The sequence below is a fragment of the Balneola vulgaris DSM 17893 genome (assembly GCF_000375465.1).
GTDB lineage: Bacteria > Bacteroidota > Rhodothermia > Balneolales > Balneolaceae > Balneola > Balneola vulgaris.
In genome coordinates this window covers 63363-80662 of record NZ_AQXH01000003.1, presented here as the reverse complement: position 1 = coordinate 80662, position 17300 = coordinate 63363, and the positions used below count along the sequence as shown (strand labels likewise).

14 protein-coding genes and 1 tRNA gene are annotated in these 17300 nt (G+C 38.1%); 8 read left to right on the top strand and 7 right to left on the bottom strand.

Going from position 1 to position 17300, the window contains the following annotated elements; all coding sequences use genetic code 11:
* Positions 1-10: 10 nt before the first annotated feature.
* Both B155_RS0109045 and lepB read left to right on the top strand, forming a co-directional pair.
* Complete coding sequence (locus B155_RS0109045; RefSeq protein WP_240386273.1) at positions 11-571, top strand: hypothetical protein; 561 nt, start codon at positions 11-13, stop codon at positions 569-571.
* A gap of 8 nt (positions 572-579) precedes the next feature.
* Positions 580-1701 (top strand): signal peptidase I, encoded by a 1122-nt coding sequence (lepB, locus tag B155_RS0109040; protein WP_018127947.1) that lies wholly within the window; start codon positions 580-582, stop codon positions 1699-1701.
* 66 nt (positions 1702-1767) lie between these two features.
* On the opposite strand, the gene rlmN is transcribed toward lepB, so the two are convergent.
* A complete protein-coding gene (gene rlmN, locus B155_RS0109035) occupies positions 1768-2880 on the bottom strand; it encodes a dual-specificity RNA methyltransferase RlmN (RefSeq protein ID WP_018127946.1) in 1113 nt (370 codons plus the stop codon).
* Positions 2881-2978: 98 nt separating this feature from the next.
* Positions 2979-3608 (bottom strand): peroxiredoxin-like family protein, encoded by a 630-nt coding sequence (locus tag B155_RS0109030; RefSeq protein ID WP_018127945.1) that lies wholly within the window; start codon positions 3606-3608, stop codon positions 2979-2981.
* A 107-nt stretch (positions 3609-3715) separates the two neighbouring features.
* Here B155_RS0109030 and B155_RS0109025 point away from each other — a divergent pair, with 107 nt between their 5' ends.
* Positions 3716-4639, top strand: a complete 924-nt coding sequence (locus B155_RS0109025) for a mechanosensitive ion channel family protein (RefSeq protein ID WP_018127944.1) — start codon at positions 3716-3718, stop codon at positions 4637-4639.
* A gap of 80 nt (positions 4640-4719) precedes the next feature.
* Here B155_RS0109025 and B155_RS0109020 read toward each other — a convergent pair whose 3' ends face one another.
* Both B155_RS0109020 and B155_RS0109015 read right to left on the bottom strand, forming a co-directional pair.
* Entirely contained in the window at positions 4720-5976 is a 1257-nt protein-coding gene (locus B155_RS0109020) for a hypothetical protein (protein WP_018127943.1), read from the bottom strand.
* Between the two features lie 104 nt (positions 5977-6080).
* Complete coding sequence (locus B155_RS0109015; protein ID WP_018127942.1) at positions 6081-6827, bottom strand: ZIP family metal transporter; 747 nt, start codon at positions 6825-6827, stop codon at positions 6081-6083.
* A 99-nt stretch (positions 6828-6926) separates the two neighbouring features.
* Here B155_RS0109015 and B155_RS0109010 point away from each other — a divergent pair, with 99 nt between their 5' ends.
* The 3 genes from B155_RS0109010 (at position 6927) to B155_RS0109000 (ending at position 9879) form a co-directional block, all read left to right on the top strand.
* On the top strand, positions 6927-7673 hold the full coding sequence (locus tag B155_RS0109010; protein ID WP_018127941.1) for a protein-L-isoaspartate(D-aspartate) O-methyltransferase: 747 nt from the start codon (positions 6927-6929) through the stop codon (positions 7671-7673).
* On the top strand, positions 7670-8800 hold the full coding sequence (locus tag B155_RS0109005; RefSeq protein WP_018127940.1) for a DUF368 domain-containing protein: 1131 nt from the start codon (positions 7670-7672) through the stop codon (positions 8798-8800). Before B155_RS0109010 ends, B155_RS0109005 begins: the two co-directional genes overlap by 4 nt.
* Positions 8801-8874: 74 nt before the next feature.
* Positions 8875-9879 (top strand): universal stress protein, encoded by a 1005-nt coding sequence (locus B155_RS0109000; RefSeq protein WP_018127939.1) that lies wholly within the window; start codon positions 8875-8877, stop codon positions 9877-9879.
* 12 nt (positions 9880-9891) lie between these two features.
* Here B155_RS0109000 and B155_RS0108995 read toward each other — a convergent pair whose 3' ends face one another.
* Complete coding sequence (locus B155_RS0108995; protein WP_026167291.1) at positions 9892-10653, bottom strand: outer membrane lipoprotein-sorting protein; 762 nt, start codon at positions 10651-10653, stop codon at positions 9892-9894.
* Positions 10654-10932: 279 nt separating this feature from the next.
* Entirely contained in the window at positions 10933-14403 is a 3471-nt protein-coding gene (locus B155_RS0108990) for a PAS domain S-box protein (RefSeq protein WP_018127937.1), read from the bottom strand.
* 1014 nt (positions 14404-15417) lie between these two features.
* On the opposite strand from B155_RS0108990, the gene B155_RS0108985 reads away from it, so the two are divergent.
* A tRNA-Ile gene (locus B155_RS0108985) sits at positions 15418-15491 on the top strand.
* Between the two features lie 610 nt (positions 15492-16101).
* Complete coding sequence (locus B155_RS0108980) at positions 16102-16569, top strand: hypothetical protein (protein WP_018127936.1); 468 nt, start codon at positions 16102-16104, stop codon at positions 16567-16569.
* A 180-nt stretch (positions 16570-16749) separates the two neighbouring features.
* Here B155_RS0108980 and B155_RS0108975 read toward each other — a convergent pair whose 3' ends face one another.
* The gene (locus B155_RS0108975; RefSeq protein WP_026167289.1) at positions 16750-17217 is read right to left on the bottom strand and encodes a YehS family protein; all 468 of its coding nucleotides are present in this window, start codon (positions 17215-17217) and stop codon (positions 16750-16752) included.
* Between the last annotated feature and the right edge of the window lie 83 nt (positions 17218-17300).

Sequence of the window (17300 nt, the reverse complement as noted above, 5' to 3'; positions counted from 1 at the left end):
ACAAGGGTTCATGATTATAACTTTAATCATGTTTATGGCCATTTCAACTTCCGTTTATGCTCAATTTGATGAGCCTGAAATCGTAAAAGTTGAAGCAAAAGATAAGGCCGCATTTCAAGCAAAGTTTGCAGAAATCAAATGGACGGGCCAAGGATTTAATTACAACAAATTAGATCGTATTCCAGCGATTGAAATTCGTGCTCATTTGCAAAGTGTGTATGGCGATCCCACTCAAACCATTGAAGATATTGCCAAAACAGGCACATACCGTCCTGGGAAAGCTATTCAGTTTGAGTATTGGTTTATCATAGATGGTAAAATCCCAATGATGGTACTCGATTTAGATGGCCCATTTGAAGATGGACTGGTATACGTGGGGGCAAGTCGATACATCGATTTAATGCCACAAGTGAAACGAACTTTCACTAGAGTCGTAACCGAGGCCGAACCAAAAGAGTATACGGATTATTTCTTCTCACCTGAACGTGGACAATGGTATGAAGTTAAATATGCCAATGGGAAATATTCGAAAACTGAAGTCAAAAAACCTTCACATATCAACATTAAGTAGCAAAGAATTTGGAAGAGCAAAACAAAGACGAGCAAAAGAAGAGCTCATTTTGGAGTAAGCGAAAAAATAAGGAAGAGGAGGACAAAAAGGCGAAATCGTGGTTACGCGAGTGGTTAGACGCCTTAGTTTTTGCTTTCATAGCCGCAGCTATACTTCGCGCGTTTATATTTGGATCGTATAAGATCCCAACGCCTTCGATGGAAAAAAACCTGATGGTAGGCGACTTTCTCATAGTCTCGAACCTTACTTATGGTCCACGTACTCCAATGGCGGTTTGTGTACCCTTTACACAATGGTGTTTGCCAGGAGTTAAAATTCCATCCACACGCATTCCTGGTTTCAGAGATGTAGAACGAAATGATGTAATCGTATTTAATGTGCCGTTTGAAGTGAAACCCGTTTCACAGAAAACCAATTATATAAAACGAGCAGTAGCAATTGCCGGTGATACCCTAGAGATTCGAGATAAAGTGGTATACATCAATGGAGAAGAGCAACCTGAGGCACAAGAAGGATTACAGCGTAATTACTATCTGAAAATGAATGACCGTGTTCGTTTGAGTGAAGCAAAAATGAAGTCGGTAGGTGCAGGTGCTGTATATAACGACGTGTTTATGGAATACATGAACAACAGTACCTATTTAGTGAACCTGACAAAAGAAGCTGCAGAAGAAATTCGCAAATGGCCTGAGTTAGATTCTCTTTGGTTACGCATGGCAGAGAAAGGGGAAGTTGATGCTAGTTATGTATCTACTCGAAGACAGTATAACTTCGCAAAGATGTTCAATAACCCGGATCAAATTTCACCAATCGTGATTCCATTTGAAGGACAGGAAATTGAAATTACCAACGAAAATTGGTTCCTATATAAAGACTTGATTGAGCGCTACGAAGGCAATCAATTAGAGCGGAAGGATGGTAAAATCTTCATTAATGGAGTAGAGACCAATTCATATACGGTAAAACAAGATTACTACTTTGGAATGGGTGATAACCGTGATAACAGCCAGGATAGTCGATTCTTCGGTTTTATTCCGAAAGATCACATCATTGGAAAAGGCTCTATCGTTTGGTACTCACACGATGATGGCGTACCAAGATTTAATCGCATCTTTAAGCTGATTAAATAGGAAAGCAGTCGCTTTTAAATGGAATGAAGAATCCCCTTGATCTATGATGAAGGGGATTTTTTATGGCTAAGATTTTGCGATGGTTTTTCCTTTCGGAGCGCCTTCGCGAATAGCTAACTGTCCACAGCCCGCATCGATGTCATCCCCTCTAGAGCGGCGTACAGTAGCTCGGACATCAAACTTGGCTAATTCCTTGATGAAGGTATTTAAGCGATCCTCACGGGCTCTTTGGAGCTCCACACCCATCACATTGTTATACATGATGATATTCACCTTGCTAGGCGCCCACTTCACAATCTTAGCTAGATTCCTAGCATCCTCTTTGCCATCGTTAAAGTTATCGAATAAGAGATACTCATAAGTAAGGCGACGTTCAGTTTTGCGGTAGTAATAACGAACGGCCTCCTCTAAACTCTCTAAGTTCATAGAGCTATTAATCGGCATGATCTTATCTCTCTTTTCATCTGTAGGGGCATGTAATGAGATGGCAAGATTGAAGGGTTCTTGGTCGTCAGCTAATTTCTTAATCTGCTTCGTTAAGCCTACCGTGGAAACCGTAATGCGTTTTGGTGATAAATCTATGCCCAAAGGGTCACAAATAATAGAAGAAGAATTTACCACAGTCTTGTAATTATGAAGTGGTTCTCCCATCCCCATATACACGATGTTGGTGATTTTCTTGTCGTATTCAGCTAAGGAAACTTCATTAATGTACTGAACTTGATCCACCACTTCGCCATGGCTTAAGTTTCTGAAGAAACCCATTTTTCCCGTAGCACAAAAAGCACATCCGAATACACATCCTACTTGAGAAGACACACAAACTGTTAGTCGGTTGGCAGCTCCATCAGGGAAGAAATCCGGTATCAAAACCGCTTCCACTTTATAGTCTTTACCTTCATCTGAAAGTTTGAACAAAAACTTTATGGTACCATCTTGCGACTTCTGTTGGCTATCCAATTCAATTTTATTGATGAAGGCAATCTCTTCTAGTTTAGTGCGAAGATCCATCGGTAGATTGGTCATCTCCTCAAATGAGGCGGCACCTTTTTGGTATAACCACTGGAAGATTTGGTCGGTTCGAAAACGTGGCAAACCTAGCTCAGTGCAAAACTCAAAGAGTTCTGTTTTGTTGAGAGATTTTAAGTCGGTTTTGGAAGAAAGCTGTTCTGTACTCATGATGGGCTAAAGATACGGAGAAGCTAGGCCAAGGGCTATGAACAAAAAAAGGGAAGTATTTCCTAATACTTCCCTTATCAATACAAAATATGGAATGGTTACATAAAGGCTTTTGCAGCGGCTAATAAGATTCCGCCATCGATGCGTTGCTTGTAATCTGGGTTCACATATTTAAACTTTATTATGCCTTCAGTATCTGTGATAAATACAGCAGGAGCGGGTAATAGATGATGATCGTGACCAGAATCTGCTTCTAAGTCTATACCTACAGATTTATATCTCTGAACAGTAGCGTCATCAACTTTGAAGGCTATACCTAAGGCCTTTGCTGCGGTCATAGGCGCATCAGAAAGTAAAGTATAACTGAGTTCGTTTTTATCTAAGGTTTCGCTTAATAGTTCTGGTCTATCTGCACTGATTGCATATACCGTGTAACCCATATCGGCTAAGCCTTTTTCGATTTGTTTCAGATCCGCTAAATGACGGTTGCAATAAGGGCACCATCCACCTCTGTAAAAAATGAATACAGATTTATTCTCTTTAGCTAAATCGAGCATAGAATGAGATTTCCCGTTTAGATCTTTGACTTCAACATCAGGTAATGTCGAATTAATGAGTACTGGGCTTACTTTATCCGCAGACGGCGCATAATCTTGGGCTACAAGGGGAAAGGAAAAAAAGAAAGTGAGTAAAAGTAAAGTAATTGATTTGTAGTTATTTAAGCGCATAGATAATTAAAATGGTTTGATATTGAATTATAATAGGGAACAATTGGGGAAGATATTTCATTCTAATAAGGTGAAAACAATAGTAATTATTAACCAAATATCATCCTATGAACTTAGAAGAAGGGTACAGCCTCATTGTTGATAAATTAGAATCATGGTTGAATACAGCCATAGAGATGTTGCCGAATTTGGCAGCCGCACTGCTTGTAATTGCACTGTTTTATGTGATTGCCAGTATCATTAAAAAGTATTCGGGCAAACTATTACATAAAGTAACGCACAATAAAACAATCGTAAACTTAGCACAAACAGTGCTGGGTGTAGTAATATTAGGTGCAGGTGTTTTTATAGCACTTGGAATCTTGAATTTAGATGGTACCGTAACTAGCCTATTAGCGGGTGCCGGTATAATTGGTTTGGCACTAGGTTTTGCCTTCCAAGATATTGCAGCCAATTTTATTTCAGGTATACTGTTATCTGTTCGTCACCCATTCGGTATCGGTGATATAATTGAGAGTAATGGATACTATGGTACCGTTCAGAAACTGAACCTGCGTAATACAAAAATTAAAACACCTCAGGGGCAAATTGTATATATCCCGAATAAAGAGGTGTATGAAAACCCATTTACCAATTTCACTAAGAATAATGAGCGTCGTATCGACCTACAATGTGGTGTTTCATATGGGGATGATTTAGAGAAAGCTCGTAGCATTACACTTGATGCTATAAGTGGACTTGAAGGAATTAACAAAGACAAAGGCATTGAGTTCTACTATGAAGAATTCGGTGGTAGCTCGATAAATTACGTAGTACGCTTTTGGGTAGACTTTTCTAAGAACCCAGATTTCTGGAGCCCTAGAAGTGAAGCTATTATGGCTATTAAAAAGGCATATGATGAGAATGACATTATGATTCCATTCCCAATCAGAACCTTAGACTTCGGAATTCGAGGTGGAGAAAAATTAAATACTATGCTGAAAGAAGGCACTCAAATGGGTTCTAATTCTTCAGATGGTGGAGAAGGATAAGTTCCATCTTATAGAACATTGTACACAAACAAAAAAGGCTGCACATGCAGCCTTTTTTTATATCCGTAATTGAAAAGTCTTTAGAGACGGCTGTTTACAACATTGTTGTACAGCGAACCAAAGTTGAATTCAAGTCCTACTGAACCGCCAAAGTTATATGAAGTAGCTTGTTGTCTTAAGTTTAGTAAACGTTCCGCATCACTTAAGTCGCCACCTGGAATTGAAAGCTGATCGTTGATTACCGAATAACGGCCTGAGATTCTAAAGGAAAGCGCGCGCGAGATACGCATATTCATACTTAAATTGAAGTTTAAGCTGTTCTTGCTGAAGTCGTGCATGTAATTACGAAGTTCAATTCGCCCATCAACACCACCCCATGGCTGAGTAAATTTACTCTCTACCGTTAATTCTTGGCGAACAAGTAATTCTTCTTCCTTTTTGAATATCGTAGACTCGGTATAGTAATTTTGCTCAACCAACATACCATATCTGAAAGTGATAAGGCGACGTGCAAATTCCGAATATGGAAATACACTGTATTCTAGAGAAGGTGTAGCTGCAATACGAAGGTCGATATTGTTCTGAGTAGAAGACTGTCCACGTAAGTATGTACCAGCAGTCCAATGGTCAGATAAACTTTTTGCAATAAGTCCGAAGAAGTTCTGCTCTTCAGTGATGTATGTATTGGTTACTTTCTGGTCGTTATCATCGGTATAAGTAAACTTTCGATTCCGATAATTTTGCCAGTAATTGAAATTCACTTTCCAATTTTCTGTGATTCGTTGTGCGCGGAAATTCCCGTTTATGCGGTAATCTTTTCGTGATTCTTCACCACTAAAATTGGTAGATGCACCTAATTCAAAATTCCATCCATTCCATGGATCTACTTTTTCTTCTTCCGAAGACGCATTATCACGAGTACCTGAGTAAGTGATATCAAGACGATCGATAATGTCTTTTTCAGCGAGGTAGCTTACTAAACCAAGTTTAATGTACTTCACTAATTTGTTGCGTTGAATTTCGTCGGTATCCGACTGAGGTGTAATGAAAACCACCTTGTTGTCTTTGTTGTGGTATTCCCCTAAACCAATAAAATCCAAGCTAAACTGAGACCCACCACCACCTGTGCGTTGGCGAGTTACTAATAACTGAACTTCAGCTACCGATTGGTCACGAACAAAAGTCACGAAATCAATTTCGCTGCGAACAAATTCACTATTGCAATCTCTGCAATCGAGATAAACGGTTAGTGTAGAAGTATTTATTTGTGCCTGAGCAGGAGCGGCTAATATGAATAGAAAACCTAAAGTAAATAGAACGTGTAGCTTTTTGAGCATTTTTTAAAACTCTTCTGAAAATTTCATATAAGGACATAAGGTACGAATGAACGTTCAGAGGAACTGAATAATTTTTAAGTAAAGGTGTAAAAAGATTTAACTTTTTAACCTATAAACACTTGAAAAGCACTCATACCTAGTATTGCAAGAGTTACCCATAAACCGATAGTTTGGGGTTTACACTTTTCGAGTGCTTCAGGAATTAGATCGGCAAATACCATCCAGATCATCGCCCCTGCTGCAAAGCCTAAACCAAAAGGCAGGTATTCGCGAAAGGTTTCAACAAATAGAAATGCAGGTACGGCCATTAAAGGCTGCGGTAAACTTGAAAATATAGACCACCAAACCGCTTTCAAAGGCGAGGTTCCATTCGGAACCATAACTAAGCTTATGGCAAGCCCTTCAGGAATGTTGTGTATAGCGATGGCAATGGCGATAAATGTTCCGAACTCTAGGGTGTTTGCAAAAGATACTCCTACGCTAATCCCTTCAGCAAAGGAGTGAACAGTCATGATGCCAAGAAAAAGTAACATCTCCTTTTTACGGCCACCAACTACATCTTTAAGCTCAGGCGTATCACGTTTCTGTAACCAATTATTAGCAAGCACCACGAGTATTACCCCAGCGAGCATACCCCCAATAGTCATCCATTCACTTTCTTTATACCCTTCAAAAATGAGATTGTAACTCGCAGAGAGCATTAAACCAGCAGCAACGGCATTCGACTTCCCCAAGAAAGAAGTGGAGATCTTTTTAATGAAAAAGAAGGGGAGTGCACCTAGCCCGGTGGCAAGAGCCGTTAATAGGGCGTAGAGAAAAACTTGGGTTATGGGAAGTTCGAGTAGTTCCATAGGCTAAATGATGCCGAACTTACAATTTGTGTGCTAATAAAGCTATGTAATAGGTGAATTTATAGTTGGACTAAATAACATCATTTGAATCTATTTTTTATGAAAAAAGGTCCTTTCGTGGGCTACTTTTTTCAGATCAGATGCCTATACTTAAAGCGTAATCAATTTCGGAAGTACATTGTGAATAACCCCCAACAAGAAAGACGATTTGTTAGACCGCGGCAAAAGCTCGTGGAACTCCTTCGTGATAAAGGTATAAAAGATCATCAAGTGTTAAGTGCAATTGGCACTATCCCTCGGCATAAGCTTGTAGATACGGCCTTGCATCATCGTGCTTATACAGATACAGCTTTACCCATAGGCCTTGGTCAAACGATATCACAGCCCTATACCGTGGCGGCTCAAACGGAACTCCTTGAGGTAAAAAAGGGGAAGAAGATTTTAGAGATTGGAACAGGATCAGGCTACCAATGCATGGTATTATGTGAACTAGGTGCGGAAGTGTATAGTGTTGAACGTCATAATGAACTCTATCACCGAGCAAAAGAAGCTCTTCGAGCTGAAGGCTATCGTCCATTGCTGAAAGCTGGAGATGGCACCCTTGGGTGGCCTACGTACGCGCCATACGATGGAATCATTGTAACAGCCGGAGCCCCAGTTGTACCTGATGATTTAATCAAACAGCTAAAAATTGGGGGCATTTTGGTGATACCAGTAGGGGATAACAAAACGCAGAAGATGCTGAAGATTACACGGGTTTCTGAAACGGAATACCAACAAGACGAATACGATAATTTTAAATTTGTACCACTGATTGGAGAAAAAGGGTGGGGAGAAAATCAATGACCGAAACAACCGGTAAAGGAACCGACGAAACGTCGTTAAAAGAAGCCCCACTATTATGGATAAAAGGATTTTTGATGGGATCGGCAGATATCGTACCCGGAGTGAGTGGCGGTACCATGGCGTTGATACTGGGCATTTATGCACGCTTATTGAATGCCATCAAAAGTGTAAACGGACCCTTTCTAAAAGCCCTATTTACCTTTAAGATTAAAACCGCATTTCAAGAGTTACATCTCAAATTCTTAGTGTTCCTGTTTCTTGGGATATTCACGGCCTTAGGTTTTTTCACCAAAGTAGTTCCACTTCAAGTGTATATGTTTACACATCCTGAAATTGTATTCGGGCTCTTTTTCGGCTTAATAGTGGGATCCATATACATTTTGTATAAGGCCCTCGAGCAGAAGCGCTGGAAAGAATGGAGTATGTTATTCTTGGGTATCTTTGTAGGTCTTTGGATTGTAAGCCTTGTACCTGCCGACACACCAGACCATCCTGCTTTTGTATTTTTGAGTGGTGCGATTGCTATTTGCGCCATGATACTTCCGGGCATCTCAGGTTCTTACCTGCTGCTGATTATGCGGAAATACGATTACCTGCTTTCTCATATAGGGATGATCGGTGGGGTTGAAACCATGGATGGCATCGTAGGTCTGTTGCCATTTTTTGCGGGTGCCATCATCGGTCTAGCGGCTTTTTCAAGATTCCTGTCGTGGTTGTTGAACCGTTATCATTCACAAACATTGTCGTTATTAATTGGCTTTTTGATAGGTTCGCTTTTTGTAATCTGGCCCTATCAACAGCGGGAGTATGTAGAGCAAATCAGAGAGGTGGAAGAATTGCCATTGGATGATGAACTCGTTCTTCAACTTCAACGGGAGGGGGTAAATGAAAACCTACCGGAATACAAACGATTAGGTGATGTAATAAACCCAGATGCCACTTTTGATGAATTTAAACGCATTGAAGTTGAGACAGTGAAGAAAAAGATGCTGAAGTCGAATCCCTATATGCCAGATCTTCAAAAAGCCAAGAAAGAAGGGGTTAACTTTTGGGGTGGCATCGCCGGAATTTTGATTGGAATGGTATTGGTAGGAGGGCTTGATCTGTTGCGCAATAAAAGCGTGTAAGTACTTTCTTCACAATATCTTCACATAGGTTTACGATAGTATAGTAACACCACTAATAAATAGGGAGGTATTGTATGAAAGCGGACAGAATTCTCATCCCAACCGACTTTTCACCTCAATCGCACGCTGCTTTAAAGCTCGCTAAAACTTTTATCGATATTTATGGTTGCGATGTCAGCTTGATCCACATTGTGCCACTGAGTATGTATTTTGGAGAAAGCTTTGAGCACTTAGGTTTGCCACTCGACCTAAATGTGGATGTGTATCCTAAAATCCTAGAGAACACCCAAGAACGCTTGGATGAACTAGCAAAGGAATACATCCCCAAAGAATACCTCGAAAAAGCTAAAGTGATGGTAGATCGTAAGCCTTCGGAAGCCATTGCACGCTATGCCAAAGAAAACGACTATGATCTCATACTGATGAGCTCGAAAGGGGGGCACGAATCTGAATGGTTCAGAGGAAGCATCACTAAAAAAGTGATTCGTTATTCGAAAGTACCAGTGCTCACAGTAGATGATGTATTCGTGAAGGAAAAGCTAGAGAACATCGTATCGCCTGTTGACCTTTCTGATACCTCTATGAAGGCTCTTCCTGCGGCTTTCGAGCTTGCCTATCAATTCGATGCCAAACTGACTCTGCTGCACGTTAGTGAGTTGTACGCCCATGATGGGTTTGGGAACTTAGCTCCGATTCCTGGAATGGATGAACCCACAGCATATGAGGCAATCATGGATAAAATTGAAGCCTTCTTTGCAGATCATTTTGAGGGTAAGTATCGCTTACAAAGAACGGGTACTCCTTATGAAGATCGAATCGTATACACCGAAGGAAACAACAATAAATCGATACCCATCGAGACCGAAGTGTTACGCGGTATATCGGCCCATCATGAAATAACCGAATATGCCAACGAACATGCCGACCTCCTGGTACTTACAACACATGGACGTACGGGGCTCGCACACTTCTTCTTAGGCTCAACAGCTGGGAATATTGTGGAACACGCACAAGTACCGGTTCTTACCATCCGGCCTGAAAAACTAGGAGCAAAGTCGAAAAAGGAAAAAGAAGAGTAATAGAGAGTATACTTAGTTTCGGCGTAAGGCCCTTTCGGTAAAACGCCAATCAGGGATGTTTTCGTTAATCACACGGTTACTCCAGTTCAGCTCTGTTTTTCGATTCGCTGAAAGGTCGAACATCACCATGGTGTTGGCACGCCATACATTGTCTACAACATTGGAAAAGTTGGAAGCTTCCAAACGCTTCACCATGGTATCTTCTTCATCGAAATACTCCGCCTTTTCAAGGGCGTACCGTTCTGTATTGATGTAGAACTTGATATAAGCATACTGACTGTCGTCTTTTTTAGTAGCCTTGAGGATGGCTGTATTTCCTTCCTCAGAAAGCAACTCAAAATCATAGTCGTCAGGATTTTGGTCACCAAGATCTTCGTAAGTGAAGTCAGAGCCCATAAATCGGTCTCCTTTTTGAGAACTCGTTATAGTTTGAATTCGACCTAGTGCAGGCAGGTATAGCTTCTGCACTTCATTGCTACCATCATTTAAAGTTAAAAAACCAGTGCCGCGAACATTGGCAGGCTCTTCAAACTGAAGGAGTGTTTTTTCTTCATCCCCTTTAGCATATGAATAGGAGGTGAGTACACGTTTTCGTGTTCGACCTCGGCTATCATAAATCACCATATTCATGTCGGTACGTTCGTAGGTGATTGAATTGCGACGGGCGTCAACTTCTTCAAAAATTTGGGTAGCACGTTCTGAGTTCTGTGCCAACACTAACGTTGGAAGGGCACAAAGAGTAAAGAGTATAGACCAGAAACGAGTCGTTTTCATAGCAATGAGATCAAGAGTTTATTGATGGAGAAAGGTAAACGTAAATAAGGGGAGAAACCATTCACGAAAATTGGCGGAAAGCTAAAAAAAGGCTTTTAAATAGCTGTGAAACCTTGTAACTCACTAAAGCAGACTATTCAAAATAATATATTGCATTAGGTTTAATGTGAGATCATATAAAATGATTGATAGCTCGAATATGAAAACTAATCTCATCAGATTATAAACTTCTTAAATCATAAAATATTACAATTTAAAAGTTCGAGAAACGGTATAAAGTTATTCTAAATCACCTGATGAACCACGGATTTGTTCTTGTATGGTAAAGTTTAACTCGAATGTTGTGCCATAAGAAGTGGAAGAAAAATTCATTTGCGCATCTAATTGAGAACTAAGTGTTTTAATTAAAGTAATTCCTAAGGATTCTGTTTTGTTGAGATTGAAATCCACTGGAAGCCCACAACCATTGTCCTTTATATTTAGGTATAGTTCCTCTCCTTTTTTAAATAGATCTATAACTATTTTTCCCTTTTCTTGAATATTAAAGGCATGTTTCAAACTATTTGTAAGTAACTCATTGATGATCAGTGTTAGTGGAACGGCTTGATTAATATTCATATATATCTCTTCCGTGTTCAGTTCAATCACTATTTTATTATTTATCTGAAATGATGAATAAACATGATCGACAAGCTCTTTTAAATTTTCTAGAAAATTGACCTTTGAAAAACTTTCGGATTTATAGAGCTGTTCATGAAGTAGTGCGATGGATTTAATACGACTTTGACTGTCATTTAAAATCATTGACAGCTTTTGGTCGTCAACTGCAAACACTTGTAATTGTAACATCCCAGAGATTAAAGCCAGATTATTTTTTACTCTATGATGAATTTCTTGTAAAAGTGCTTCTCTTTCTCTTAAGCCTTCCAGAATTTTTTCTTCTCTTTGTTTATGAGCGGTAATGTCCTGAAAACTTCCATACAAACGAATGCAAACCCCTTCGTTAAAATAAGGCTTCCCAATAGCTCGAACCCATCGTTTATTGCCTTTCGCTGTTAAAATTTGTGCCTCAACATCCCACGGTTGATTATTGTCAATAGCATTTTTTAACCCGAGTTCAATTTTTTTCCTATCTTCTGTTTCTGTATAAAAATTAATGGCTGTTTCAAGTTTGGGCTCATAATCATCGGGCACTTCGTGGATCTCTTTTGTTATTTTAGACCATATTATTTCATTTTTTACTAAATCCACTTCCCAGGCTCCGATTCGAGCCATATTATGAGCTTGATCTAAAAGTCTTTCTAATCGAATTTGCTCAGTTATATTTACTCCAGTTCCTAAAATGTAGTTTTTTCCATCCTGAACAAAATGAGAGCCAGTAAGATAGAAATATGGTAAGTTTCCATCTTTAGTTCTTATTTTTGCGATAATAGAAGCAAAACCCTCTTCAAAGGCATTTTGAATGGCTCTTATTATTTTTTCGTGATCTTCTTTTAGATAAAAATCTAACGGATTCATATTATCTAATTCAGATCTGCTGTATCCTAAAGTTGTAATAAATTCATCATTGACACGGACGTAATTTTGTTCTTCATCTAAAACATAGAATAAACCAGGAAGGCTGTTAATGGCTCGGTCAATAAATTTTTTCTCACTTTTTAGTTCATACTCAATTTGTTTTCGTTCTTTAATATCAATTCCAGTTCCTAAAAGGAGTTTATCACCTCGTAGAATATCAACAATACCAGTCATGAGGTACGGTATTTTTTCTCCCGTTTTGGTTATTAGTGAAAGTTCTAGTTCCACATGACCTTCTTCAAAGGCTTTTTCAAATGCCTCTTGAGCTTTCTTCCGGTCTTCCGGACTTATAAAATCTATAAAAGGTAGTTCACTTTCTTTTTCAATGGAATAATCAACAATTGATTTAAACCTAGCATTTGTCCGGTTTATCTTTCCATCATTATTTAGAATAAAGAATATACCCGGCAGGCTATCAACAATCTTTTTGTTCAAATTACTGGTTGCCTCTAATTCCTGTTCATAAGTTATTCGGTCACTTATATCTCTGGTAGAGGTTTGTATTTCATTTATTTCACCAGTTTCAAGATCTAAGATAACTTTACCAATTGTTTCAACCCATAACCATTCACCATTTTTTTTCTTTAAACGGTAACTGATTTTGTAGGACTTAGGATTTTTCAGAATTGATGAATGTAGTGTTTCTATTTTTTCAAGGTCATTTGGATGGATAAATAAATAGGCTGATTTTTCAATTAATTCTTCTGGTTTATATCCTAGTAGAGTCATAAGGGAAGGTGAGGCATACAGGTATTTTCCATCCTTCGTATGTCGGCTAATCATATCCGTCGAATTCTCCGCCAACAAGCGGTATCGCTCTTTTTCATCCTGTAGATAATCCATGTTTAATTTACGCTCAAAGAGTAGAGACATTTGTTGGGTAGCAGCTTCAATGATGCCTTGTAGTTCTTCGTTTTTATCACACTCATTTTCTGTATATAATTCAAGTACAGCTTCAGTAACGTTATTTACAGTAATAGGTAATAGTAAGCCACTTTTTAGATTGGATTTCTTTATTCCATCTGTCCTATAGTACTCATCATTCTCCTTAACACTTTTAAACCATTTGGGTTTTTTATTCTTTGCTACTTTACCGATAAATCCCTCTCCTGAGGGGAAAGTTAGGGTGGTTGTTTCCTCAATAAATGCATTATACTTCTCTTGATTTGATTTATGCCACACATTCAAGGGAACAAAAAGTTTTGCTCCTTCATTAAAATCTTTGATATATAAGTGACCTAAGTCCCAACCAAGAAATGAGTTTATCTTGTCGAGACACATCTCTAGGGCGATACTAAAAGAAGTATTATTATTGATGGTCTCAGTAATCTGTTGTTGTAATACTTTGACCTGATACTGCTTTTTTAACTCTGCTTCTGCTTTTTCTCTTTCCCTTATATCCCGAATAATACTGTAAATTTGATGTTCTTTATCTAAAGTTTCTAATCGAGAAATTATTTCTACAGGGATGATATTACCATCATTTGATTTTAGTAATAGCTTACCCTTATAACTTTGTTTGGAAGTGACTGAGAAAATATCTAGAAATTCTAAAAATTCTTTCGGCTCTTTGGCAAATAGATCTTCCCATTTAAGATTTCTCACTTCTTGGTTTGTATACCCCAAAAGTTTGATAAAAGCATTATTAGCATCAATGATCTTTCCTTTATTAGTAGGTTCTGCAATAACAAGCCCATCTAAACTAGACTCAAATAACAGGGTATAGCGTTTCATAGCTTGTTGTAAAGCATATTTAGCGCTTATTATTTTTTGTTTTTCCTTTGAATCTTTAATGGCTCTTAGGGAAGTTTTAGCAAGTCTTTTCTCAGCATTATTCCTTTCAAGGAAATCAACGGCTCCTTCTTTTATAAGCTCTACAGCTTTTTCTTCCCCTATAGACGCAGAAACGATTATAATAGGCACGTCATCTTTCAAGGTATTTCTTAACCTTATAGCTTGTAATCCATTGATATCAGTCATCTCATAATCAGAAATTATGAGATCCATGTCGAAGCTTAATAATGCGTTTCTATATGCCTCTTTATCATGAACAATCTTGACCTCGCCAAATGGTGCTTCAGACTTGATTAAATACTGTTTAAAAATTTGGGCTTCATTCTTATTACCAACGAGAATTAACGCTTTATAACTCATAGGGACCGTATTACTCATGTAATTGTTTCCTTAACCTGCCTAACTAAGAAGAAGTCACTGGGGTTTATTAATAATAAATTTTAATTCAACCGATGTAGGATTCAATTTTAATAATCAATCCTAATAGGGCTTGTTTAATAGTGAAGAAATTACTTCAATTTTCTTTATCGACTTTTTGTACAGTTCACTTTAGACTTAAATTTTTTTGTGTCTAGTAAGACCGTAGATTAGTACCTATTGAATCAGTAATAAAATTGAATTTTAAATTATAATCATGCGAAGCTTTCTCTTTTATTTAATGACAGATATATAATGCCTAAAGAGGTTTAAAATATGATCCGTATTTCAATAAGACATGCTGATTTCTTGTTCAATTTTATTAATAATTTTCCTGTGAAAAATTAAATTATAATGTAATTAGGATTTAAATCTATGACCTCTAAATAGTGTCAAATTCTAAATATTTGATTCTTTTTTTATATGTTGTGAAGTTTCTGAAGAACTAAATAAATCTTATTTCTATTCTTAAAATGATCTAATATTTCAATTTTTAAAAAACCCTAATGGGGTAAAAATATAATATGAGTAAATCATTATTATGTATGCTAATAGAATTCACAATAAACTCATTATAACCTGTACAGATAAATTTTTGATTCAATAGATTATTTATCTTTTTGGTTATGTATAAGTTCAATAATTAGGATGTTAAAAATCAATAAACTTATTGACTATTCTAATAAGTAGTATGTTTAAAGGCAAGATGATTTCTAATAATTTTATCCGAGATAGGAAAGACAGTTCTTAGAGTTTATTAATAAGTTTTACGAGAATCAGAAAAATTAGCCTCTAAAAAAACTAAAAAAATTAAACTAGAAATGAGTCGTTTTCATAGCATTGAGATCAAGAGTTTATTGATGGAGAAAGGTAAACGTAAATAAGGGGAGAAACCATTCACGAAAATTGGAGGAAAGCTAAAAAAAGGCTTTTAAATAGCTGTGAAACCTTGTAACTTTGTCGCCCTTTAAGGCCGGGCCCATAGCTCAGTTGGTTAGAGCAGTCGACTCATAATCGATTGGTCGGGGGTTCAAGTCCCTCTGGGCCCACTCTCAACCCATGTAAGTCATTGATTTGCATGGGTTTTTTTGTTTTGTAGTTATGTGATCGATCCGATGGATTACCCATCGGATCGATGGTGGGGCAAGAACGGGTTGGTTGTGTTGAGTTCATCTGGTCGCTTGTTCATCCATCGGACGGGCCATCCGCCCGATGGAGGTCGGGATGGGGGTTACAAGCTCATTCCGAAGGGAGTAAGGTATTTTTTCCAATCTAACTAAGTACGACCCGATGGATCGTCCATCGGATCGATGGTGGGGTAAGAACGGGTTGGATGCTTTGTATTCAACTGGTCGCTTGTTCATCCATCGGACGGGCCATCCGCCCGATGGAGGTTTTCAGCTCATTCCATAGATGTTTTAAGTCTTTGACTTAAAACTAGCAGTAATGCAATACTGAGTCTTGCATTAAAGGTTAAATTCTATAGATTTAGCTTATGCCTTTCAAGATTCATATCCATCTAATAGCACATTTTATAACATTTGCTGTAGTAGAGTCTGTAATGGAAGTCAGGAGACTTCTTTGTCTAGGATTTTTAAGTTACAAACTTAAAAGATCGTTAAGGGAGTGTTACTCAAAATCTGAAAAGTAGTTTAAATCATGAGTCGATATAATTGGGCCGATCTTAACAAGCAGCAAGTAGGTACTTACTCTGAATACTTTGTTAAAATGGAATTAACAATGTATGGCTTTCAAGTTTATACCACTGAAGTTGATGATCGTGGTATAGATTTTATAGCGAGATATGAACATAATCCTTTCATTGAAGTCCAGGTAAAGTCAGTTCGAAAGCCAGGTTATGTATTTTTAGAAAAAACAAAATTTGAAATAAAGGAATCCCTTTTCTTGGCCCTTGTACTTTTAACTCAAGGAAAGACACCAAAATTATATTTAATTCCTTCAAATGTTTGGAAATCACCTAATTCTCTATTTAAAAATAGAGACTACAAAGGGAAGAAGAGTAAACCTGAATGGGGGCTAAATCTATCCCTCAAGAATATGGTGTATTTGGAAGAATATTTATTTGAAAATACTGTTTTCACTCTTAAAACTAGAACTAGCATGTAGAGGTTATTCTCGACTAAGGCATTCTTTGGAATCTAACTAAGTGCGTTCCGATGGATCGCCCATCGGATCGATGGTGGGGGCAAGTTGCGTTGAGTTTATCTGGTCGCTTGTTCATCCATCGGACGGGCCATCCGCCCGATGGGGTTCCGAATCAGTAAGTTGGTTTAGAGATTAGCTTACTTAATTCTCTTTTTTCTCAAACTTATTTTGAAGGCCATTCAGGAAGTGGCGGAGGTATTGATCATTACACGCTCGATATTTAGATGAACTAGGCTTGCGGAAGAAGGCACTGAGTTCGTGAGCACTAATACTTTTATCCACAGACTCATATAAGTCCAAGATTTCATCCGACTGTAAATCGAAAGCGATGCGTAGTTTTCGGAAAATGATGTTGTTGTTTAGCACTTTTTCCGGTTCTGGTTGAGCACCTTCTTTCTTACCTCTTAATTGATTTATCAATCCATTTAGAAAAATCGACATTTTTATATCTGGCATATCCACTTTCACAGGATCTTCGTCTTTCTTGAGCCAAAGGGTTACCTCTTTCTGAGGTAAAACATGATCAGCCTGAGCGAAAACTTCAGTCATTTTTAAATCATTGTATCCTAGTATATATCGCAGGCGGCGAAAGATGTCGTTATTGTCCATGGATGGAGGTTCAATCAAAAATTATACGGTAAGCTATAAGGTACCGATTATGCAAACCGAAGACTACCGATAGTTCAACCAAT